18 protein-coding genes are annotated in these 20,748 nt (G+C 71.4%); 4 read left to right on the top strand and 14 right to left on the bottom strand.

The features are described 5' to 3' along the window. Window positions 1-101 precede the first annotated feature (101 nt). The gene (locus tag ABGB18_RS31690) at window positions 102-470 is read left to right on the top strand and encodes a hypothetical protein (RefSeq protein ID WP_347699305.1); all 369 of its coding nucleotides are present in this window, start codon (window positions 102-104) and stop codon (window positions 468-470) included. Window positions 471-557: 87 nt separating this feature from the next. Here the strand turns inward: ABGB18_RS31690 and ABGB18_RS31685 are convergent, their stop codons facing one another. The 9 genes from ABGB18_RS31685 to ABGB18_RS31645 all read right to left on the bottom strand — a co-directional run bounded on the left by ABGB18_RS31685 (window position 558) and on the right by ABGB18_RS31645 (window position 10,777). After that, window positions 558-3,140 (bottom strand): alpha-glucuronidase family glycosyl hydrolase, encoded by a 2,583-nt coding sequence (locus ABGB18_RS31685; protein WP_347699304.1) that lies wholly within the window; start codon window positions 3,138-3,140, stop codon window positions 558-560. 78 nt (window positions 3,141-3,218) lie between these two features. Further along, window positions 3,219-4,217: an oligopeptide/dipeptide ABC transporter ATP-binding protein gene (locus ABGB18_RS31680; protein ID WP_347699303.1), complete on the bottom strand. Its 999-nt coding sequence runs from the start codon at window positions 4,215-4,217 to the stop codon at window positions 3,219-3,221. Continuing rightward, entirely contained in the window at window positions 4,214-5,194 is a 981-nt protein-coding gene (locus ABGB18_RS31675) for an ABC transporter ATP-binding protein (RefSeq protein WP_347699302.1), read from the bottom strand. Before ABGB18_RS31675 ends, ABGB18_RS31680 begins: the two co-directional genes overlap by 4 nt. After that, the gene (locus tag ABGB18_RS31670) at window positions 5,191-6,060 is read right to left on the bottom strand and encodes an ABC transporter permease (protein WP_347699301.1); all 870 of its coding nucleotides are present in this window, start codon (window positions 6,058-6,060) and stop codon (window positions 5,191-5,193) included. The genes ABGB18_RS31675 and ABGB18_RS31670 overlap by 4 nt, the downstream gene beginning before the upstream one ends. After that, entirely contained in the window at window positions 6,057-7,016 is a 960-nt protein-coding gene (locus tag ABGB18_RS31665; protein ID WP_347699300.1) for an ABC transporter permease, read from the bottom strand. The genes ABGB18_RS31670 and ABGB18_RS31665 overlap by 4 nt, the downstream gene beginning before the upstream one ends. Then, window positions 7,016-8,563, bottom strand: a complete 1,548-nt coding sequence (locus ABGB18_RS31660) for an ABC transporter substrate-binding protein (protein WP_347699299.1) — start codon at window positions 8,561-8,563, stop codon at window positions 7,016-7,018. Before ABGB18_RS31660 ends, ABGB18_RS31665 begins: the two co-directional genes overlap by 1 nt. A 272-nt stretch (window positions 8,564-8,835) precedes the next feature. Further along, window positions 8,836-9,126, bottom strand: a complete 291-nt coding sequence (locus ABGB18_RS31655; RefSeq protein WP_347699298.1) for a hypothetical protein — start codon at window positions 9,124-9,126, stop codon at window positions 8,836-8,838. Between the two features lie 218 nt (window positions 9,127-9,344). Further along, window positions 9,345-9,929: a calcium-binding protein gene (locus ABGB18_RS31650; RefSeq protein ID WP_347699297.1), complete on the bottom strand. Its 585-nt coding sequence runs from the start codon at window positions 9,927-9,929 to the stop codon at window positions 9,345-9,347. Window positions 9,930-10,153: 224 nt separating this feature from the next. Beyond that, a complete protein-coding gene (locus ABGB18_RS31645) occupies window positions 10,154-10,777 on the bottom strand; it encodes a helix-turn-helix domain-containing protein (protein ID WP_347699296.1) in 624 nt (207 codons plus the stop codon). Between the two features lie 113 nt (window positions 10,778-10,890). On the opposite strand from ABGB18_RS31645, the gene ABGB18_RS31640 reads away from it, so the two are divergent. The 3 genes from ABGB18_RS31640 to ABGB18_RS31630 all read left to right on the top strand — a co-directional run bounded on the left by ABGB18_RS31640 (window position 10,891) and on the right by ABGB18_RS31630 (window position 12,364). Beyond that, window positions 10,891-11,256 (top strand): ester cyclase, encoded by a 366-nt coding sequence (locus ABGB18_RS31640; RefSeq protein ID WP_347699295.1) that lies wholly within the window; start codon window positions 10,891-10,893, stop codon window positions 11,254-11,256. Between the two features lie 86 nt (window positions 11,257-11,342). Beyond that, a complete protein-coding gene (locus tag ABGB18_RS31635) occupies window positions 11,343-11,939 on the top strand; it encodes a Chromate resistance protein ChrB (RefSeq protein WP_347699294.1) in 597 nt (198 codons plus the stop codon). Beyond that, complete coding sequence (locus ABGB18_RS31630) at window positions 11,936-12,364, top strand: YkvA family protein (RefSeq protein ID WP_347699293.1); 429 nt, start codon at window positions 11,936-11,938, stop codon at window positions 12,362-12,364. Before ABGB18_RS31635 ends, ABGB18_RS31630 begins: the two co-directional genes overlap by 4 nt. 20 nt (window positions 12,365-12,384) lie before the next feature. On the opposite strand, the gene ABGB18_RS31625 is transcribed toward ABGB18_RS31630, so the two are convergent. The 5 genes from ABGB18_RS31625 to ABGB18_RS31605 all read right to left on the bottom strand — a co-directional run bounded on the left by ABGB18_RS31625 (window position 12,385) and on the right by ABGB18_RS31605 (window position 20,736). Beyond that, window positions 12,385-13,632, bottom strand: a complete 1,248-nt coding sequence (locus ABGB18_RS31625) for a cytochrome P450 (protein ID WP_347699292.1) — start codon at window positions 13,630-13,632, stop codon at window positions 12,385-12,387. 179 nt (window positions 13,633-13,811) lie between these two features. Next, window positions 13,812-15,527 carry a hypothetical protein gene (locus tag ABGB18_RS31620; protein ID WP_347699291.1) on the bottom strand — a complete coding sequence of 572 codons (1,716 nt, stop codon included), beginning with the start codon at window positions 15,525-15,527 and terminating at the stop codon, window positions 13,812-13,814. Window positions 15,528-15,574: 47 nt separating this feature from the next. After that, window positions 15,575-18,283 (bottom strand): hypothetical protein, encoded by a 2,709-nt coding sequence (locus tag ABGB18_RS31615; RefSeq protein WP_347699290.1) that lies wholly within the window; start codon window positions 18,281-18,283, stop codon window positions 15,575-15,577. Between the two features lie 126 nt (window positions 18,284-18,409). After that, complete coding sequence (locus tag ABGB18_RS31610; RefSeq protein WP_347699289.1) at window positions 18,410-19,279, bottom strand: aldehyde dehydrogenase family protein; 870 nt, start codon at window positions 19,277-19,279, stop codon at window positions 18,410-18,412. A 29-nt stretch (window positions 19,280-19,308) separates the two neighbouring features. Further along, window positions 19,309-20,736, bottom strand: coding sequence for an aldehyde dehydrogenase family protein (locus ABGB18_RS31605; protein ID WP_347699419.1), 1,428 nt, complete (start codon window positions 20,734-20,736; stop codon window positions 19,309-19,311). Window positions 20,737-20,748: the final 12 nt, after the last annotated feature.

Genomic DNA, 20,748 nt, shown 5'->3' with positions numbered 1-20,748 from the left:
AAGCCGACGCAGCCCGCCGTGGCCCCACCGGTGGCGCGGACCGCTGTCGGCCGAGGCGCCCTCGCCGCCTCCTCCCGACGCGGCGCGCCAACGTGCGGAATGTGGCCGTGGCGGCCGCGCTGGCTCTCGGCGTGCTGGCCGCCACCCTCTGGCCGGGCGGGTCGCCCGGGCCACCCGCGGCCGAGCAGCGGCCCGGCGACCGCGATCCCGCCGCCCCCGCCACGCCATCGGCGACACTTGCCCCCGAGCCCGCCACCACCACGGCGGCGCCGTCACCCGTCGGAGAGCTGACGTCCCGGCGGGTCACGATCCAGCGCCGCGCTGCACGCCCGGAGCGCACCGGTACGCCCGTCCCGCCCCCGGCCGAGGTGGCCGTGCCGTTCGGCCTCGCCAAGAAGGCGACCGGCCGCATCCCGCCCGGGCAGGGCGCCGAGCACCCCGGCAAGGGCCACGCCCAGGGCCGCGAATGACCCGAGCCGGGGCGTCACCGGTCGGGCGGGATCCGAGCCGGTGCCTCGCCGGCCGTGTGGGCCCGAGCCGGAGCGTCGCGGTGGGCATCAGGTGGAGGCGCGCTCCATGACGAAGACGTAGTCCTTCACGATGGGCCCGAAGAAGTCCTCCTTGATGACCCTCACGACGGCTTGACCGGGAACGCCGTCGGCCTGGGAGAGGATCTCGTACCGGGCCGCCCGGTCGGACGGGATGACCTTGGTGATCTTCGGGGAGGCGCCGGCCGGCACGGGAATCGGGTACGAGGAAGCGGACAGGTCGAAGGCGCCGATCGCCCGCCCGCCGACCACGATCTTGATCGACAGAGGGCCGCCGTCCACGGGATTGTCCCTGCCGCTGAACCGCTTCCAGTAGTTCACGCAGGTGTCCCGCCAGTCGCCGGCGTCGGCCTCGTGGACGGCGAGCTTGGACTCGACCTCGGCGAAGCGGCGGGCGTCGATCGAGGACCGCAGGGAGTCCCAGGTCAGCCGCATCCAGGTGACGTACTGGACGCCCATCTGGTAGCGGTGGACCAGCTCGTCCCAGAAGATCCGGCCGCTCCGCATCCGGCGGTCCCAGGGCACGTGGTGGAACCACATCAGCAGGTTCTCGGGGACGGTGTCGATGTCGCCGTACCTCGCGGCCAGCGTGGGGAAGTACTGGGCGGTGAAGTCGCTCCCGGTGGGAGAGCGGTCATAGCCCAGCCCGGAGCTGTCCGCCTTGTTGTAGTAGACGGGACTCCAGTCGTCCCGCGCGAGCCGTTCCGCGGGGTTGGGGCCGTAGTGGTCGCTCGACCGGAACTGGTGGGCCATGCCAAGCGGGGTCTGATAGCTCACCAGCGCTTCCCAGGAGCCCATCATCATCCTCACGATGGTGCCCACCACGTTGCCGCGGTTGCTCCAGGTCATCCGTACCCAGTCGGCCGCGATGTCCGCGGAGTCCAGCGTCCAGTCCCAGGACTGGCGGCCGAAGGCGAACAGGTTCGCCTGGGAGAAGTGGTGGCCGGTCAGGTTGTCGGCGTTGCCCAGGTTGGCCACGCCGACGATGGCGGTGTCCGAGTGGCCCTGAGCCGTTCCGTCCACGATGTGGCCCATCAGGCGCTTGTCGAGCAGCCGGCCCCGCTCGTCCCTGGCATAGGTGTCGGTCTTCAGGGCCTCCTCCCACATGGGGCCCAGATAGCAGAGCATCTCGTCCTGGCCGGTGTACTCCTGCGTGATCTGCAATTCGAGCGCCTGGTTGGTGTTCTCCATCCGGCCGAACATCGGATGGATGGGCTCGCGCCCCTGGAAGTCCAGCGGGCCGTTCTTGGTCTGGAGGAACACGTTGTCCAGGAAACGGCCCTTCGTCCCGTCGGGCTGGCGCTCGTCGTCGATGTACCCGAACTCCAGGTACGCCCGCTTCAGCCGGTCCTCGTCCACATCGGCGTTGTAGACGAAGGTACGCCAGAAGATCTTCATGCCGAGCGGGTCCACCGCCGCCGCGATGGCGTTGGCGCCGTCCCCGTGGTCGTCGCCGAAGTCCTGCGGTCCCGGCTGGCCCTCGGAGTTGGCCTTCACGGTGAAGCCGGTGAAGTCCGGGACGGACGCCTGCACCAGCGCCGCCCGCCGGTTCCACCATCCCCTGAACTCCGCGCCGTGCGGATCGAGCTGCTCGTTCGTCAGCGTGTCCGGCGCGAACCGGGGGTCCGTGGGGGCCGTGTAGTTGATGGACAGGGCGATCTTGATCCCGTACGGCCGCAGCGCGTCGGCCAGCGCCGCCTCCTGCGCGATGTACGCCGGTGTGAGATAGACGTTGTCGGCGTTGACGAGGTTGATCGTGATGCCGTTGATCCCCACGGAGGCCATCGCCCGCGCCACCACGATGTAGCGGTCGAGGATGACCGGCAGGTTCAGCCCGGCGCTCTGGCCGGTGGCGGCGAAGTTGAAGATCGTTCCGTTCTCGCCGTTCAGGCCGCCCGTTCCCGAGGGATTGTTGCCGGAGTAGAGACGTACGGTCTCCCAGTTGTTCAGGTGCCGGTTCCTGACCCTGGGGGACTCGGAGATGTCCAGCCTGGTGATGGTCTTGTGCGTCTGCAGGCGGCGCAGGAAGGCGAACGTCCCGTACAGGGCGCCGACCTCGGTGTTGCCGGCGATGACGGTGAACTCCCGCGTCCCCCTGGAGACCGAGCGGATGAGGTAGCCGTCGTCGCCGACGGAGGCCAGGTCGCGGGCGGAGAGGTGCTGCCGTACGAGCTGCGAGCTGTCCCGGGTCCCCACGATCACGGCGCCGCCGGGGGGCCTGTCGCCCGGATCCGCCCTCACCGGCACCGCCCGGTCCAGCAACCCGCGCAGCCCTCTGACCAGCTCGTCTCTGGCCGCCTCCAGGGTGGACTCGACGAGCCGCTCGGCCGATCCCGGCGCCATGCCCAGGTTGGGCGTGTGGCGGTGTACTTTGTTCCGTCCCGCGTTCTCCACGATGACGGTGGTGACTGTTTCCCGATATTTCCAGAGGAGATTGGGGTCGCTGACCGGCACGTACCGCAGCCACAGGTCGGAGCCGTCGTAAGCGTCGTCCGCCGTCGTCCCCAGCCCGGCGGCCAGGTCCTCCCAACCCGCTGTCCCCGAGGCCGTACCGGTGCCCGCGACCAGACCCGTGGCCGCTGTGACGGGCACGACCGCGCCTAAAAGTGTCCGGCGACTAATAATCATGATTCGGTGATAACACGCCGGCCTGACTTCGTTAACAGGTTGTCACGTCAAAGGGGAATGGCAGGCGACGCGGTGTCCCGCGCCGGTGAGCGCCGGCTCCTCGACGGCGCATCGCTCCTGCGCCTGCCAGCAGCGGGTACGGAAGCGGCAACCGGACGGCGGATCGGCCGGGCTGGGCACGTCACCGGCGAGTACGATCCGCCTCCGCCGGCCCCGCTGCGACGGATGCGAGATCGGCACGGCCGAGATGAGCGCCTGCGTGTAGGGGTGGGCGGGCCGCGCGAAGATCTCCGCGCGCTCACCCTCCTCCACGATCCGGCCCAGGTACATGATCGCCACCCTGTCGCACAGATGCCGCACGACCGACAGATCATGCGAGATGAACAGGTACGCCAGGCCCAGCTCGCGCTGCAACCGGGCGAGCCGGTTGACGACCTGTGCCTGGACCGAGACGTCCAGCGCCGAGACGGGCTCGTCCAGCACCAGCACGCGCGGGTTCAGGGCCAGCGCCCTGGCGATGCCGACGCGCTGGCGCTGGCCGCCGGAGAGCTCGTGCGGGTAGCGGCCGGCGTGCTCGGGCGCCAGGCCCACCAGCTCCAGCAGCTCGCCGACCCGGTCCCGGCCGCCGACGCGGTAGCGGCCCTGGATGCGCAGCGGCTCGGCGACGCTCTCGTGGACGGTCAGCCTCGGTGACAGCGACGCGTACGGGTCCTGGAAGACGATCTGGATCTCGCCACGCAGCGGGCGGAACTCGGCGGGCGACATGAGGGCCAGGTCGCGCCCGCCGTACAGGATGCGGCCGGAGGTGGGCTCGGCCAGGCGCACGATGAGCCGGCCCGTGGTGGTCTTGCCGCAGCCGGACTCGCCGACCAGCCCGAGCGTACGGCCGGCGTGCAAGGCCAGGTCGATGCCGTCCACGGCCCGGATCGCGCCGCTCCGCCTGCGCAGGACCCCGGTGCGGATCGGGAAGTGCTTGGTCAGGCCCTCGACGGCCAGCACGGGTGCGCTCACGCCGACCCCAGGGCGGGCGGGTTCGTTCACGCGAGCTCCTTGTGGAAATGGCAGGCGGACAGGTGGCCGCCGGCCACCGCGACCGGTTCGGGACGGTTCGCCCGGCAGGCGGCGCGGCCGGCGCCCAGCGCGCAGCGCGGCTCGAAGGCGCAGCCGGGCGGCGGCGCCAGCAGGTCGGGCGGGCTGCCCGGGATCGGCACCAGGTCCCCGGTCGCCGGCTCCAGGCCGGGCCGGCTGGACAGCAGGCCGCGCGTGTAGGGGTGGCGGGGCGTGGTGAAGACCTGGTGCACGTCGCCGTGCTCGACGACGCGGCCCGCGTACATGACCGCGACCCGGTCGGCCAGCTCGGCGATCACCCCCAGGTCGTGGGTGATGAGCAGCGCCGCCGCGCCGGCCTCCCGCCTGGCCGTGTCGAGCAGGCCGAGCACCTGGGCCTGGACGGTGACGTCCAGCGCGGTGGTCGGTTCGTCGGCGATGAGCAGGTCGGGCCGGTTGGCCAGGGCCATCGCGATCAACGCGCGCTGGCGCATGCCGCCGGAGTACTCGTGGGGGTGCCGGCCGTACCGGTCGGCGGGGTCGGCGATGCCGACCGCGGCCAGCAGCTCCAGGACGCGGGCCCGCACGGCGGCGCGGCCGAGGCGCGGCCGGTGCAGCCGGACGGCCTCGGCGATCTGGGCGCCGACCGGGACGACCGGGTTGAGCGCCGTCATCGGGTCCTGGAAGATCATCGCGATGCGGCGGCCCCGGATCCGGCGCAGCCGGTGCGCGGGCAGGGCCAGCAGGTCCTCGCCGTCGAAGCGGACGCTGCCGCGCACCACCCGCCCCGGCGGCCGGATCAGGCCGAGCACCGACATCGCCGTGACGCTCTTGCCCGAGCCGGACTCGCCGGCCACGCCGAGGATCTCGCCCCGCCCCACCCGCAGGCTGACGCCGTCGACGGCGCGCACCACGCCGTCCCGTGCGGGGAACTCGACCGCGAGGTCGTCGATCGTGAGCAGCGGCGTCATCGGCGGGCTCCCTTCGGGTCCACGGCGTCGCGCAGGCCGTCGCCGACGAAGTTCACGGCCAGGACGGTCAGCGCGATGGCCAGGCCCGGCGGCAGCCACAACCACGGCATGGTCTGCAGGAGCGTGAGATTCTGTGCGTCGGTCAGCATGTTGCCCCAGCTTGCCTGCGGCGGCTGCACGCCGAGGCCGAGGAAGGACAGCACCGCCTCCAGCAGGATGAGCTGCGCCACCAGCAGCGTGCCGGCCACCGCGACCTGCGGCAGGACGGCGGGCAGCACGTGCCGGCCGATCACCGTCAGCCGCCCGGCGCCGAAGGCGCGTGCCGCCTGCACGTATTCCTGCTCGCGCAGCGACAGCGTCAGCCCGCGCACCACGCGGCAGGTGGTCGGCCAGTGGCACGCGCCGAAGGCGAGCACGAGCATGGCGGTGCCCGGACCGAGCACGCCCGCCAGCACGACGATGACGACCAGCGACGGGAAGGAGAGCACCACGTCGGCGGCGCGCGTGACGACGGCGTCCACCGGACCGCCGAACATGCCGGCCAGGGCGCCGAGCAGCGTGCCGAGGGCGACCGCCGCCAGTGCCGACAGCAGGCCGACCAGCAGCGAGACCCGGCCGGCGTGTACGAGCCTGGCGAACACGTCGCGCCCGGAGGAGTCGGTGCCGAGCAGGTGGGCCGCCGACGGCGCCTCCCGGAAGGCGGCCAGGTCCACCGCGTTCGGGTCATGCCCGGCCACCAGCGGCGCGGCCAGCGCCAGCACGCCGACGACGGCGAGGAACGCGGCGCCGGCCGGCGCCATGCGGTTGCGGCGGAAGCGCCGGGCGGCCGGCGCGCGCGGCGAGGCGGGGGTGACGGCCGTGGTCATGACAGGCTGATCCTCGGGTCGGCCACCGCGTAGAGCAGGTCGGCGGCGAGATTGCAGGCCAGTACGAGCACCGCGACGAACATCGCGAACCCGATCACCACCGGGTGGTCGAGCTGGCCGATCGAGCTGACGGCGAGCTGCCCCATGCCAGGCCAGGCGAAGACCTGCTCCAAAGCGACCGCCCCGGCCAGCAACTGGGGGATGGAGATCATCACGACGGTGATGAGCGGGACCAGCGCGTTGCGCAGCGCGTGCCGCATCAGCACCCGGCCGGGGCCGGCGCCCTTGGCCTCGGCCGTGCGCACGTAGTCGGCGCCGAGCTCCGCCAGCAGCCCGGCGCGTACGTACCGGGTGAACGGCCCGGCGATGGACAGTCCGAGGATGGCCGCGGGCAGCACCAGGTGGGCCAGGATGTCGGGGCCGCCGCCGTCGCCCGGCGTGGACATGCCGGCGGAGGGCACCCAGCCGAGCCTCAGCGAGAAGAGGTAGATCGCGGCGATGCCCAGGAAGAAGCCGGGCACCGAGACCGTGCCGAGGGCGGCGACGGTGGTGGCGTGGTCGATCGCGGTGTCGCGCCGGGTCGCGGCCAGCGTGCCCGCCGCGACCGCCAGCACCAGGCCCATCGCCAGGGCGGTGCCCATGAGCAGCACGGTGGGCCCCAGCCGCTCGGCGAGCACCTCGGCCACCGGGCGGCGGCTGACGAAGGAGTGGCCGAGGTCGCCGGTCAGCGCGTCGCGCAGCCAGATCCCGTACCTGATCAGGACCGGCTGGTCCAGGCCGAGTTCGGCGCGCTTGGCGGCGACGAACGCCGGGCCGCCGGAGGCGAGCTGCTCGGGGTTGACCATCATCCGGACCGGGTCGCCGGGCGCGGCGCGGACCAGCAGGAACACGCCGACGCTGATGAGCAGGAAGACGGCGGCGTTGCTCAGGAGCCGGCGCATGAGGAAGGCGAGCATCAGCCGGCCAGGGTCCACTCGTCGGCGTTCCAGAAGCCGGTGGTGAAGTCGCCGCTGGGCCTGAAGCCGCGCAGCCGCGAGCTGGTGGCCCACAGGGTGTCGGGGTTGTACAACCACACGTACGGGACCTGGGCGTTGTCCCTGGCCGCGGCCTCCTGGTAGAGCTCGGCGCGCTGGTCCCGGTCGGTGAGGGCGTCGGCCTGGGCGGTGAGGGTGTCCAGCGACGTGTCACAGAAGTTACTGACATTGCTCCCGCTGGGGTAGAAAGCCGCGCAATGGATGATGGTGGTGCTGCTGGAGGGGTCCACGGCGTAGCTGCCGCCGCCGAAGAGCGCCAGGTCGAACGTGCGCTTCTCGTAGGACTCCAGCAGCTCGGCCGCCTGCACCTGCTTGAGCTCGACGGTCATGCCCGCCGCGCTCAGCGCCCCCTGCACCACCGTGGCCGCCGCGTCGCGGTCGCGCTGGCCGGGGATCCACGACAGCCGTACCCTCTCGCCGGCCTTCCAGCCCGCCTCGGCCAGCAGCGATCTGGCCTTGGCGGGGTCGTAGGCGTACTCCTCCAGCGTGCCGGGCAGCGCCCAGGGCGTGACGAACGAGGAGTTCTGTACCCGGCCCCGGCCGGCCAGGAGCTTGGCGACCAGCGCCTCGCGGTCGATCGCGTGGAGCATGGCCCGCCGTACGCGGGGGTCGGCGAAGCGCTGGTCGCTCAGGTCGGCCGCCAGCCTGATGAAGCCCGGGCTCGGCTTCGCCGAGACGGTGACACCCTTGAGCGCCTCCACCGCCCGCAGGTCGGTGGGGGAGATCTGGACGAGGTCCATCTCGCCGGTGCCGAGTTGCGCGGTCGCCACGTCCGAGCTGATGGGCTTGAGGAAGATCCTGGGGATCGCGACGGGCTTGCGGTAGTGCGGGTTGGCGGCCAGCTCCACGTACTGGTCGGTCTGGTAGCTGATGAAGGTGTACGGGCCCAGGCCGACCGTCGGGTTGTTGAAGAACGCGCTGCCCGCGATCCTGTCCACCGGCTCCTGCCCGAGCACGTGCTCGGGCAGGATGAACGCGAACGGGCCGGCGATCAGGCTGAGGAAGCCGGCGTTCGGCCTGGCCGGTCTGATCACGAACGTGGCGTCGTCCGGGGCCTCGAAGGCGGCCCCGGCCAGCTTGCCCGCCATCGCGCCGCCGCTCCTGGCATCGGCCAGCAGCCTGTAGGTGAACAGCACGTCCTTGCTGGTGAACGGCGTGCCGTCGCTCCACTTCAGGCCCCGCCGCAGGTGGAAGGTGATCCGGTCCTCGGCCACCTGCCAGCGCTCGGCCAGGCGCGGCGCGTAGGCGTAGGAGTCGTCGATGGTCAGCAGGTTGTCGAAGATCAACGTCATGACCTGCTGGTCGGGGCCGGTGGGCGGATCCAGCGGGGAGAAGCGCTTCGGCTTCTGGTACAGGTAGATGTTGATCGCGTTCTGCGGGGAACCCTGGGCGGAGGTGTTGGTCGGGTCGGAGCAGCCGGCGGCCAGCACGAGCACGACGACGGCCAGTGCGCCTGACAGGCGATTCATGGGCCTCCCTGAGCTGACGGACCATCACCGAAGGTAACGATCTATAACGCAGTGTGCCTATAGCGAAAAGGTGAGGTAGGGCTGAATACGTGCCGCCGGTCGCCTACCCGACCTGGATCCAAGGAGTGATTCGCCCCGATCCGGATCCCCGCCTGACGCGGCCCCTCGGGTGATGGCACGGAGCTCACCTGCAGGTCGGCGTGCCCGAGGGCGCCGCGGCCTCATGCGGCGCGGCTGAGCATTCCGATCCAGATGCGGAGTGGCCGGGTTCCTCAGAACGTCCGCAGCCATTGGCGGAAGCGTTCCACGGTGTCGCGCGGTCGCAGCGGCGGGAGGACGCGGCGCAACTCCTCCTCGGTGACCGGGCGGGCTTTCGGGGCGGCCTGCCTCAGTGGTGACTTGCCGACCCGCAGGCCGCCCAGCACCTGCACGTTCACCTCGCCGCGCCGGACCGCGTACCCGTGCGTGTCGCTGAGGCGGATGAACGTGAGGCCGGAGCCGTCCGGCGTGCACTCGGTGGTGCCGAAGCAGCCGTCCGGCCCGTCCTCGGGGATCACGGACAAGCGGATCGCGACGCTCTGCGCTTCGATGCCGGTGTGGTGTCACCTGCCGGCGGCCGACCGGCACCTGGTAGCCGTGCGAGGACGACCCCGAGCTCTCCGGCGCCGAACGCCGTCACCAGCGGGAACTGCCACACCAGCGGCTCCCGCGCCTGCCGGGCCGGGAGCCGCCGGCGCCTGAGGTGCCCCTCGGCGGCATCCCGCTGAGGGGCACCTCAGGACTACGGGCAGGACGTGACGATCTCGGCGTCGCACTTGTCGGCGCCGTCACCGCCGTTGGCGCTGTCGAAGCCGCCCTCGCCGAGCAGGAGGTCGTCCCCTGTCAGCCCGGCGAGCCGGTCGTCGCCGTTCCCGCCGCTCACCTGGTCCGTGCCGAGCCCGCCGATGAACGTGTCGGCGCCGTCGCCGAGGCTCACCCGCGAGGGCAGGCTGGTCCGGTTCCGTACGGTGTCGTCACCGGGCTGCGTGATCGCCAGGAGGTGGGTGAGGCCGTCGGCCTCGCAGGTCACCTCGTTCTTGGCGACCGACGCGCACCCGGCGCCGGGGATCAGCACGTCGCCGTTGTTCCTGACGACCAGCTGGCCGTTCACCTGGCTGATCAGGACGTCGTCCGCCAGGTCGCTCGTGATGATCTCCAGCAGGCTGCCCGTCACGGTCACGCTGCCCGCGGCGTGCGCCGGCCCCGCGAAGAATGCCAGCGAGGCGGCCAGCGAGGCGGCCAGCGCCGCACCCGCCGTCAGCGCGCGCACCCCGTTCCCGCGCAACCAGGTGAACCTCGAACGCCGCTCGGTCCGCGGTGTACTCATCTTTCCCCCTCTGATCGGTGGCCGGCCGCCGGGATCGGCGGCCGAGGACGAGTACAACCCGGGAGGGGCCGGGGCCGCGGTGCCGGAACGGACACATGTTCTGTGGCTTTTTACCTGTCCCGGTCATGCGGGTGAGATCAGGGTCCGTTGCCGATCCGCGGCCTCGGTCATCGCAGGATGGTGCCGCGAACCGGAGTCCGCGCACGGCGATCGAGCACACCGGCTCACCGGGGGTGGGGACGTAGCCCGTCGAGGATGAGCCGGGCGATGTGTGCCGAGCGTTTCGCGCTGGTCTCGGCGTTGGCGTGGCGGATCGCGGCGAAGGCGCCGGCGACGAGTGCCATCACCTCCTCGACGGTGACGTCGGGGCGGACGGCGCCGGCTGCGCGCGCGCGGGCGAGCAGGTCCGCGACATGGCGTGTGAGGTCCGCCGCGACGCCCGGGGCGGACGTGCGCAGGTCGAACTCGGCGGCCACGAGCGCGCTCTTGACCGTCGCGTTCTCGGCGCCCGTGGCCATCATCCGGGACAGCAGCGTGAACAGGGCCGCGGGGTCGCCGGTGGTGGCGAGCGCCTCCGCCTCCGCCACCAGGTGCTCGATCTGATCGATCGCGACGGCGAGATAGAGCGCTTCCTTACTGGGGAAATGCCGGTGGACGGTGCCGGGGCCAACGCCCGCGCGGCGGGCGATCTCGTCCAGTGAGACGCCGAGACCCTCCGTCGCGAACAACTGCTGCGCGGTCCGGAGGACCTGCTCACGATTGCGGCGCGCGTCAGCCCGCAGCTCGCGGTCGCTTCCGTGAGCCGCGGATGACCTCGCTGGATTGGGCTTGGGCGATCGGCTGGACACCCTCCTAGCATAACCGGGGCGCCGCACCGTATACTCCGAGCGATAACCGGGGCGGCGCACCGGTTATGGCTTCAGCGCCGCCCCAGCCACCACTTCCGGAAGGGACCACACCAATGACCACACGCGAGGCCGCGCGCGCCCTGGTGCAGCGGATGCAGGAGTGCTTCAACACCCGGCGGTTCGACCAGGCCGAGGACCTGTTCACCCCCGGCTTCTTCAGCCACCCGCTCGGCGCCACCGGGTTCGAGGCGGGCAAGAGCGCCTGGCGCGAGATCGTCGCCCGGTTCCCCGACATACGCGTCGTCGCCGAGGACATCCTGGTCGACGGGGACAGGGTCGCGGTCCGCTCGTCCATCGAGGGGACCGTGGCCCCGGACGGCGGCAGGCGGCCGGCGCTGATGGAGATCTTCCGCGTCGAGGATGGCCGCCTCGCGGAGATGTGGGGGATCACCGAGGGCCCGGGCCTGCGCCGCGGCTGACCTCCCGACCGGCGCCACCTCACCGTCATGGGCGATGCCCCGGCACGATTCGTCGCCATCGAATGTTACGGGTGTAACATAGCTACGTGACGGACGATACGACAGGTCGAGGCTGGCTGTTGATCAGCGTGTCCACCGCCGGGGCCGCCCCCACCCTGCGGGTGCAGGTGTGGCGCAAGCTCCGCTCGCTGGGCGCGCTGTATCTGCAGCAGTCGGTGTGCCTGCTGCCCGAGCGCGAGCAGACCCTCCGGCAGGTGCGGCGCCTGCTGGACCGGGTGCGTCAGCAGGGCGGCACCGGCCGGATGCTGCGCCTGACCCTCACCGACACGGCTGAGGAGCAGCGGATCATCGGGGAGCTCAACACCGCCCGCGACGCCGAGTACACCGAGGTGCTGGAGCGCCTGCCGGCCTTCCGTGAGGAGCTGACGCGCGAGCGCGAACGGGGCCGGGCCACCTATGCCGAGGTCGAGGAGTCCGAGGCCGATCTGGAGCGCTTCCGGTCCTGGCTCGCGAAGATCGCCGCTCGTGACTACTTCGCCGCCCCGGCCGCCGCAGCGGCCCGGGCCGCGGTCGAGGACGCCGCCGCCGACCTGGCCGCCTTCGAGCAGAGCGCGCTGGCGGCCGAAGCGCCCGCAGAGACCGGCCTCGAAGGGCCGGTCGCGCGGGAAGGGGGCCAGGCATGACGGGCTCGTGGGGATGGGACCTGCTGATCACGATCGCGGCCGCGCTGCTGGTCGCCTGGCTGGCGCTGATCGCCGCGCTGGCGATCGTGCGGCCCCGCGGCAACCTGCTGCGGGAGGCGCTGCGGCTGCTGCCCGACGTGCTGCGCCTGGTGCGCCGCCTGGCCGCCGACGCCGATCTGCCGCGTGGCGTACGCGTGCGACTCGCGCTGCTGCTCGCCTACCTGGCCCTGCCTCTGGACCTGGTGCCCGACTTCATCCCCATTCTCGGTTATGCCGACGACGCCATCATCGTCACGGCGGTGCTGCGTTCCGTGGCGCGCCGGGCCGGCCTGCAGGCGGTCCGCCGGCACTGGCCGGGCACCGACGACGGCTTCGCCGCCCTGGTCAGGTTGACCGGCCTCGACAAGCCACCCACCACGACCTGACGCCGCCCTCCAGCCGCCGGTCAGGCGCCCAGCAGCACCGGGAGGGAGTCCAGGTCGTTCTGTCCGAACGCGGGCAGATTGCGGATCTCCTCGGCCGGGACCGCGAGCCGCAACCCCGGAAACCGCCCGAACAACGCGGGCAGCGCGATCGACGCCTCGAGCCGGGCCAGCGCCGCACCCGGGCAGATGTGCGGACCGTGCCCGAAGGACATGTGACGGATCGGCGTCGGCCGGGTGGCGTCGAACTCGTCCACCCGTTCCCCGTGCCGCGCGGTGTCCCGGCCGATCGCCCGGTAGGAGATGATCACACCGTCGCCCTCGGGGATCACCGAGTGACCGACCTCGATGTCCTCCGTGGCGAACCGGATCAGGATGTGAGTGGCCGGCGGTTCGAGACGCAGCGACTCCTCGATCACCGCCTCCCACGAGACCGTACCGTCGAGGACCAGGCGTAACTGCTCCGGATGGGTGAGCAGGGCGCGCACCGTGTGCAGGATCAGGCTGATCGTCGTCTCGTGACCGGCGGCCACCAGCGCCTTGGTGTTGCCGACCACCTCGTCCTCGTCCATCGGCCGCCCGCCGTCCTCAGCGAGGATCAGGGCGCTCAGCAGGTCGTCCCCGGGATTCGCCACCCGCGCGCGCACCATGCCGTGGTACCACTCGTCCAGCTCCGCGATGAGCGCCAGGCGCTCGTCGTGCGGGGTGAGCATCGAGAAGAACTTCTTGTAGTTCTCCGCCAGCCACGGCTGACTGGACAGCTCGACCCCCATCAGGTGGCTGACCACGCGCATCGGCAGCGGCTGCGCGAACAGCTTCTTCAGGTCCACCACCCGGCCGTCGCCGCCCTCGGCGGCCATGAAGTCGAGGAGTTCCCGGGTGAACCGCTCGATGTCGCCGCGGACGCCTTCCAAACGCCTCGGCGTCAGCGCCTGCGCGGTCTTGGCCCGCAGCCGCCGGTGCTCGGCGCCGTCCGTGGTGAACATCGACACACCCGTGTCGACCATGCCGATCAGCGGCCACTCCTGGGTGACGACGCCCTCCCGCCACAGCCGCCAGGCGTTCAGATCCTTCACCAGGCGGGCGTCCGTGAGCAGCGCCCGGGCCTCGGCGTGACGGGTCACCGCCCACGCGGGGACCCCGAGGAGGTCGACCCTGGCCATCGGTCCGGCGGCGATCAGCCGGGCGGTCTCGCCCGCCAGATCAGCGACCAGGGGATCGATGACGATCGTCTCGGCTGCCGCCTCCTGGGCGGAGTGGGGACATTTCATCAGTTGTCTCCAACGCTCGGGTACAGGGGAGAAGCCGCCGGGCCCTTGACACCACTGTGCACCACTTCCTCCGCGTCTTCCTGGTACCAGCGATCCCAGGAAGGTCCGCGCGACCCCCGATGACGGACGTCGCCCGGACGCATCTCCCGATCCCCGGGCCGATCAGCGGACACCCCCGGCTAATCAGCGGAGGCCAGGCCGCTCGTGGCGGCGGCGTGCCCGAAACAGACGCGCGGCATCAGCTCGTGGGCACCCGCCGGCAGCAGGCGGGGTTCGAGCGCGGCCGCCGGTCCGCTTTCGGGGCCGAGGACGAATTCCTCGGAGAACGAGGCGGCCTGCCACCGATCCTGGGGGTCCCTGGCGAAGACGGCCCTGGCCTTGCCACTCTCGCGCCGCTCCGGCTTGGTGCCCTTCACCAGGGCGGCCCATGCTCCGGGACGGGACGCCAGGGGGTCCCAGCCACCCGTGAACTCGCTCTTGTAGATCCGGATCCGCCGGCCCGCCTGGTGCTGGACCCACGAAGCGGCCGCGTCCACGTACGCGTGGAAGCCCTGCGCGACGCCGTCGATGGCCCATTGCTCCTTCCACACCCGGTTGAAGTCGCCCGCGTCGTCGAGCCCTCCCTCCCTGGACGAGGCCCACCAAGCGGGCGCTTCGTAACGCATGTCGGGAAGGCCGGCGCGCATCAGCGTGTGCAGGCGCGGCACGGCGACACTGAACGCGCTGATCGCGAGGCGGCGGACCACCGGCGCGGGTGGATGGACGGCGGCGTCCGAGCCCCGCGGCAGGTCGCGAGGGATCCACAGGCAGAGCTCCCGGAGCAGCCGCATCAGCGTGGCGGGGCTCTCGACGAAGGCGAGGTGGTCCCCGGCCCCGCCCAATGACGGGATGACCGGGATCACGATGACCGCCTCCCGGTGCGCGGCGGCCAGTTGATAGGCGAGGAAATGCTGGCTGAGCAGGTGGAAGACGGGGATGTCGAGAAACCGCTGGGACGCGATGGCCGCTCCGAGGGGGTCTTTGACGGCGATGAGACCGTAGGGGTACGGCTGCCGGTACGGGAACGGGACCTGGGGAGCGGTCAGCGGGTTGTTCGTGTTCGGATGCAGCCAGACGACGAAGTCGAGCGCGTCGACCTTGGGCGCGTGCAGGCGAAGCGGCACCCACACGCCGACGACGAAGCGCGGGCCCCGGCTCGGTTCCTCGCCCACCTCGCCGTACTCCACGAGGTGGAGCCGTCCCGCTCGAACGGGATCGACCGTCGGGGCGGTGGTCGCGAAGCGCCCCCACCCGGCGGCCTCCGGAGTCTCGGACAGCAGCGCCGGTGCCGCCACGTGGAAGGCGCTGATCGCCCCTTGACGCGGCGCCTGCGGACGGTAGGCCCGCTGGTCCTTGGTGACGAGCGCCGTCCGGTGATCGGGGTCGAGCGGGACGAAGTTCGGCTCCGCCGGGGGCCGCCTCCGCCGGCGTGCCTCGGCGTTCTTCGCCTCGGCCGCGTCCAGCCGGGGCTTCAGCGCCTGCGCGCGCTGCATCAGGCCGGCCTCGGGAATATGGCTCAGCGGGGCGGGCCTGATGCGGCCGAGCGTGGCCATGATCGTGACCTCCTGCCCCACCGTGCGGACGCGGCGGGTGGGGTTGGTCCACCGCCAGTTCGTCTCGCCCGGGTCGCGCACCAGGTTCATCACGAGCGGCGCATAGCGTGAGTGCCGCACCTCGCAGACGATGTTCAGGGTGTCGCCGGGCACGTCGAAGCTGAACGTCGCCTCGGCGACCGGGATCTCGGGCAGTCGCTGGACGGCGCCCCCCGCCCACAACCGCCGCGTCAGCCGGGTGCCCTTGACGGGCACACCGCTCGCGTTGTCCATGACGACGGTGATCCGCCAGTCGGCCGCCATGGGTCACGCCGCCGGCGTCGGTGATGGCACAGGAGGCACCCCGCCGGTCATAGTTGCTGCCCGGTCTTGGGGTCGTACTGCACTTCCACCGCGACCACCTGGTCGGTGGGCAGCACTTCGATCCACTGGTCGAATATCTCGTAGGGGTCGGCCGGGCGGAAGCCACCGTCGAGCGGGTCGAATCCCGTCTCGAAGACCTGCTCGGAGGCGAGGGTGTTGCCGATGAGGGTGTTGGACTCCTCCAACTGCTCGGCGAGCAGGTCCAGGACCTGCCCGACCTTCAGGCCCTGGTAGTCGTCGGGGTCGCCGGGCTGGAGCTCGTAGTCCAGGCCCAGTGCCGCCTGCCCTTCCACGTTCGCCTGCTGGAGCCAGGCCAGGGCGGCCTTCTCCTGCCCGGGGCGTACGGGCAGGACCGCCTTGGCCCAGGCGGCGTTGAGGAACTCGTTGCGGCGCACGTCACCGTCGATCTGGATCAGCCAGCCGAGCGAGCTGCCCAGGGGAGCGGGCTGGGTGTCCTCGGTGATGAGGTAGTTCACGCGGAACTCCTTGGTGGCGGCGCCCTGCGGATCGATCGCGTTCGCCCAGTCGGTGTGGGTGTACCAGCTGACCACGGTCCGGCCTGCGAGCACGCTCGGGTCCGGCACCGGATACCGGCCGACGGTGGCTTCCGTGGGCGGGGGAGGGTCCGTGGGCGGGGCAGGGTCCGGAGGCGTGCCTGGCGGGACGGTGCGCGGTCTCCAGTAGTCCGGCGCGACGAAGTACAGCATCTCGTCCACGTCGAAGATCTGCCGGAGCAGCTCCGAGCCCAGATATTTGTTCTCGAACAGCTCGAACGGCTTGAGCTTCTGGATGAGGCTTCCGTAGATCGTCTGGCGTTCCTCGCTCCGCAGGTCCTGCGACGGCCGGGGGCGCATGGCCGCGACCAGGCCGAGCCGATCACGCAGCGCCGAGGCGTAGGCGGTGCGCTGCACCTCGGCCACCTGCTCGTTGTAGAGCTTCAGCTCTTCCTTGTAGGCATCCTGGGCGGCATTGGTCTGCGGTGGATCCCAGAGGACGTCGAAGGTGAGGCCGATCGGGCTGAGGTCTCCTGAATGGAAGTATTTCGCGTAGACGGCGAATCCCGTCTTCGCCTCATTGGTATGGATCACATGGGACTGGAACGCCCGTCCCGGCGCGACAGAGACGAGCCGTGCCTCCTTCACCTTGTAGTCCTGGTCGGGCGGCGGCGGCGTGAAGTCCATCCGGGCCACCGCGTGGATGGCGTTGTCGTGGCTGGTGATCCCCTCGTCCTCCGGAGCATTGTGGTGCACGAACTCCATGTCGGCCTCCGGGGGATCCTCCGTGCCCCTGACCTTCCTGATGGGGAAAGCGCCGGTGAACTGGGTGGTCTTGGGGACGAGCGGCGGTGGCGGCTCCGGCCTTCTGATCGAGGTGAGGTCCGGCGCCGGGACGATGTGGACCAGGTCCCCCAGGCCGAGGATGCGGCCCGGCGCGGGGAGGTACACCTGCCAGCACAGCCGTGCGCCGATGTGCTGCAGTTGCACGCCGACCTTCCGCATCTTGCGCCGCAGCTCGTAGTTGAGCAGTTTGTCCGTGGTGTTCTGCACGATGTAGCGGCGGCTGGACAGGTCCGTGGCCTCGGTCACCGTCCTGAACGTGGTCTTGAAGTTCCGTTTGATCTCGCTGGAGACCTTCGCGCTCTGCGTACGGGAGTGCTTGTGCGTCTCCTCCGAGGAGTGCTTGACCGTGTTCGAGAAGCCGAAGCTGGTGCTCGCCTCCGCGTGGTAGATGCCGACGTTGGCGCCACCGGCCGCGCTGACACCGAGCTTGGTGTCGTTGGCGTTGTCCTCCTTGACCGCGTTCGCGATGTCCTCCTGCTCGGTCAGGCTCTCCTCCACCTTGCGGGAGGTCTCCTCGAACTGCTCGGCGGTCCTTTCGACCAGCGTGCGCCGGGTGCTGGTCTCGACGAGCTCCACCGTGCCGCCGGGGCTGAGCCACAGGTGTCCGGCCGGCGTGCCGAGGAACGTGTCGAACTCGAAGAAGTACTGCCGGTAGAGGTGCACCAGCCCGATCGGCGAGAGGATCCCCCGGTTCACGGCCTCGAAGCGCGCCGCCAGGGCGGCCAGGGCCGCGTCGTCCAGTGCGCGCGCGGCCTCTCCCGAGAACGAGTCGTGGCTGAGGCGAGCCAGGGCGTCATCGGCGATGCCCCCGGCGGCGCGCATCGAACTCTGCATCCCGTACCACCCGGCCAGCGGCTGGAAGATGCCGAACAGCTCGCTGGCATAGGGCAGCATGCCGGTGAACTCGGCCGGAGGACGGCCCTGGAAGACCGGCGGGCCGGGGACCGGCGCCGTGAGCATCTGCGCCAGAGCATGGGGCCCGCCGGAGGCGGTGGCGAAGGGAAGGGGATTGGGCGTCTGGCCGAGCACCAGCCTGACCAGTAACGTCTCGGCGGTCGATTCGGCGGCCGGGGCGACGAACGAGATGGTCAGGGCGCCGGCCTGGCTGGTGACCCGGCCGGCGTACTGGCGGGTCGAGCCGGCGTCCCGGATCAGGAACATGTTGGCCAGTGCGGGGACGTTCGGGAAGCGGGCGGGGTCCTGCACGTCCAGGTCGCGTGGCAGGGCGAGGGCGATCCGCTGGTTCGCCGGGATCTCCCCGGACGGGCTGGGATCGATCCGGTAGGACCAGATCCGATACCGGGGGTCCCCTTCAGGAAGCGGAGTCTTGCCAGTGAAAGTGACAATGATCGCCACGATGCCCCCTCCAACCGACGTTCGGACTGCACCGTATGTAGTGAGAATCGAACTATCTGCGACGGTCGTCAAGACGGAGGCCGGCTGAAGGGGCACCGCGGGCGGGTGATGCGACCCGCCCGGCCGTCAGCGGCCCATCGGGTGCCAGACGGTCTTGATCTCCAGGAACGGGCGGATGCGGGCCAGACCGGGATCGGCGGCGTTCCAGTCGTCCCGGCCGGGGCGCAGCACCCTCTTGAGGGTGGTCGCCGCGAGCTCCTCCAGCTCCGCCGCGAGCGCGCCCGCGCCCGCCAGGTCCAGGGCGTTCACGTCGGCGTGCCCGGCCAGCGGCGGGGCCAGCTCGGCCACGCGGCCGGTCAGGATGTTGGCCACGCCCGCCGGCAGGTCGGAGGTGGCCAGCGCCTCGGCGAGCGTGACGGCAGGAAGCGGGGCGCGCTCGCTCGCCACGAGCACCGCCGTGTTGCCCGAGGTGATCACCGGGGCGAGTACGGAGACCAGCCCGAGCAGGGAGGAGCCGGTGGGGGCGAGCACGCCCACGACGCCCGTCGGTTCGGGCTCGGAGAGGTTGAAATAGGGCCCCGACACCGGATTGGCACCGCCGAGCACCTGGCCGAGCTTGTCGGCCCACCCGGCGTAGTAGACCCAGCGGTCCACGGCCGCCGAGACCAGCGCCTGCGCCTTCCCCCGGCCGGCCCCTTCGGCGGCGGCGACCTCCGCGGCGAACTGGTCCCGCCGCCCCTCCATCATCTCGGCGATCCGGTAGAGGATCTGCCCCCGGTTGTAGGCGGTACGCCCCGACCAGCCGGGGAACGCCCTGCGTGCCGTCACCACGGCGTCGCGCACGTCCTTGCGCGAGGCCAGGGCCGCGTTGGCGAGGTGGACTCCGGCCGGGGACGTCACGGGATAAGACCTGCCTGATTCCGAGCGCGGGAACGCGCCGCCGACATAGAGCTTGTAGGTCCTGCGCACGCCGATGCGCGGCGATGCCTCAGCCACGGCACTGTCCCCCTGTCGCAATGATCCGCTCACACATCGAGATAGGCCTCCAACCCGTGCAACCCGCCCTCGCGGCCGTAACCGGACTCCTTGTAACCGCCGAACGGGCTGGCGGGATCGAACACGTTGAAGGTGTTGGACCACACCACGCCCGCGCGCAGCCGGCTCGCGGTCCACAGCATCAGGGAGCCCTTTTCCGTCCACACGCCGGCCGAGAGCCCGTACGGCGTGTTGTTCGCCTTGGCCACGGCCTCCTCCGGAGTGCGGAAGGTGAGCACCGACAGCACCGGCCCGAAGATCTCCTCGCGGGCGATGCGGTGCGCCTGGGTGACACCGGTGAACACCGTGGGCGGGAACCAGTACCCGCGCTCGGGCAGCGGGCAGGCCGGCGACCAGCCCGTGGCGCCCTCCGCCTCCCCGGCGGCGGCGAGCTCGCGGATCCTGGCCAGTTGCGCGGCCGAGTTGATCGCCCCGAGGTCGGTGTTCTTGTCCAGCGGGTCGCCGAGGCGCAGCCGCTCGATCCGGGCACGTAGCCGCGCCAGCAGCTCCTGCGCGATCGACTCCTGCACCAGCAGCCGCGAGCCCGCGCAGCACACGTGGCCCTGGTTGAAGAAGATCCCGGACACGATCCCCTCGACGGCCTGGTCGATGGCCGCGTCGTCGTAGACGATGTTGGCGCCCTTGCCGCCCAGTTCGAGGGTGAGCCGCTTGCCCGTGCCCGCCACGGTGCGGGCGATCTGCCTGCCCACCTCGGTCGAGCCGGTGAAGGCGACCTTGTCGGCGTCCGGGTGGGAGACCACGGCCCGGCCGGTGTCGCCCGCGCCGGTCACGATGTTGACCACGCCGGGCGGCAGGTCCGCCTCCTGGCAGATCTCGGCGAACGCCAGCGCCGTGAGCGGTGTGGTCTCGGCGGGCTTGAGCACGACCGTGTTCCCGGTGGCCAGCGCGGGCGCGACCTTCCACGCGAGCATCAGCAGCGGGAAGTTCCACGGGATGACCTGCGCGGCCACGCCCAGCGGGCGCGTGCCCGCCAGCCCGGCGTGGGAGAGCTTGTCCGCCCAGCCTGCGTAGTAGAAGAAGTGGGCCGCGACCAGGGGCAGGTCGATGTCCCGCGTCTCCTTGATCGGCTTGCCGTTGTCCAGCGACTCCAGCACGGCCAGCTCGCGGGCGCGTTCCTGGATGACGCGCGCGATCCGGAAGAGGTATTTGCCGCGCTCGGCACCCGGCAGGGGCGACCACACCCGCTCGAACGCCCGCCGCGCCGCGGCGAAGGCCCGCTCCACGTCGGCGTCCCCGGCGGCGGCCACCTCGGCCAGGGGCTCCTCGTCGGCCGGGTTGACCGTGACGATGCGCTCGTCGCTCTTGGCCTCGACGAACTCCCCGTCGATGAACAGATCGTACGACGGCCGGATGGACACGATGGATCGTGACTCCGGCGCCGGCGCGTACTCGAAGATCTCCACGCCTCT

Source organism: Nonomuraea sp. B12E4, from assembly GCF_039871825.1.
In the GTDB taxonomy this organism is placed as follows: domain Bacteria; phylum Actinomycetota; class Actinomycetes; order Streptosporangiales; family Streptosporangiaceae; genus Nonomuraea.
Note: the sequence above shows the minus strand (reverse complement) of the source record. Positions and strands in the feature narration are given on the sequence as shown.

Bases quoted from the DNA above. Each gene is read 5' to 3' on its own strand.
- ABGB18_RS31650 (WP_347699297.1), bottom strand. From the start codon at position 9,929: ATGAGTACACCGCGGACCGAGCGGCGTTCGAGGTTCACCTGGTTGCGC.
- ABGB18_RS31625 (WP_347699292.1), bottom strand. From the start codon at position 13,632: ATGAAATGTCCCCACTCCGCCCAGGAGGCGGCAGCCGAGACGATCGTC.
- ABGB18_RS31660 (WP_347699299.1), bottom strand. From the start codon at position 8,563: ATGAATCGCCTGTCAGGCGCACTGGCCGTCGTCGTGCTCGTGCTGGCC.
- ABGB18_RS31630 (WP_347699293.1), top strand. From the start codon at position 11,936: ATGACGGGCTCGTGGGGATGGGACCTGCTGATCACGATCGCGGCCGCG.
- ABGB18_RS31675 (WP_347699302.1), bottom strand. From the start codon at position 5,194: ATGACGCCGCTGCTCACGATCGACGACCTCGCGGTCGAGTTCCCCGCA.
- ABGB18_RS31665 (WP_347699300.1), bottom strand. From the start codon at position 7,016: ATGCTCGCCTTCCTCATGCGCCGGCTCCTGAGCAACGCCGCCGTCTTC.
- ABGB18_RS31670 (WP_347699301.1), bottom strand. From the start codon at position 6,060: ATGACCACGGCCGTCACCCCCGCCTCGCCGCGCGCGCCGGCCGCCCGG.
- ABGB18_RS31620 (WP_347699291.1), bottom strand. From the start codon at position 15,527: ATGGCGGCCGACTGGCGGATCACCGTCGTCATGGACAACGCGAGCGGT.
- ABGB18_RS31640 (WP_347699295.1), top strand. From the start codon at position 10,891: ATGACCACACGCGAGGCCGCGCGCGCCCTGGTGCAGCGGATGCAGGAG.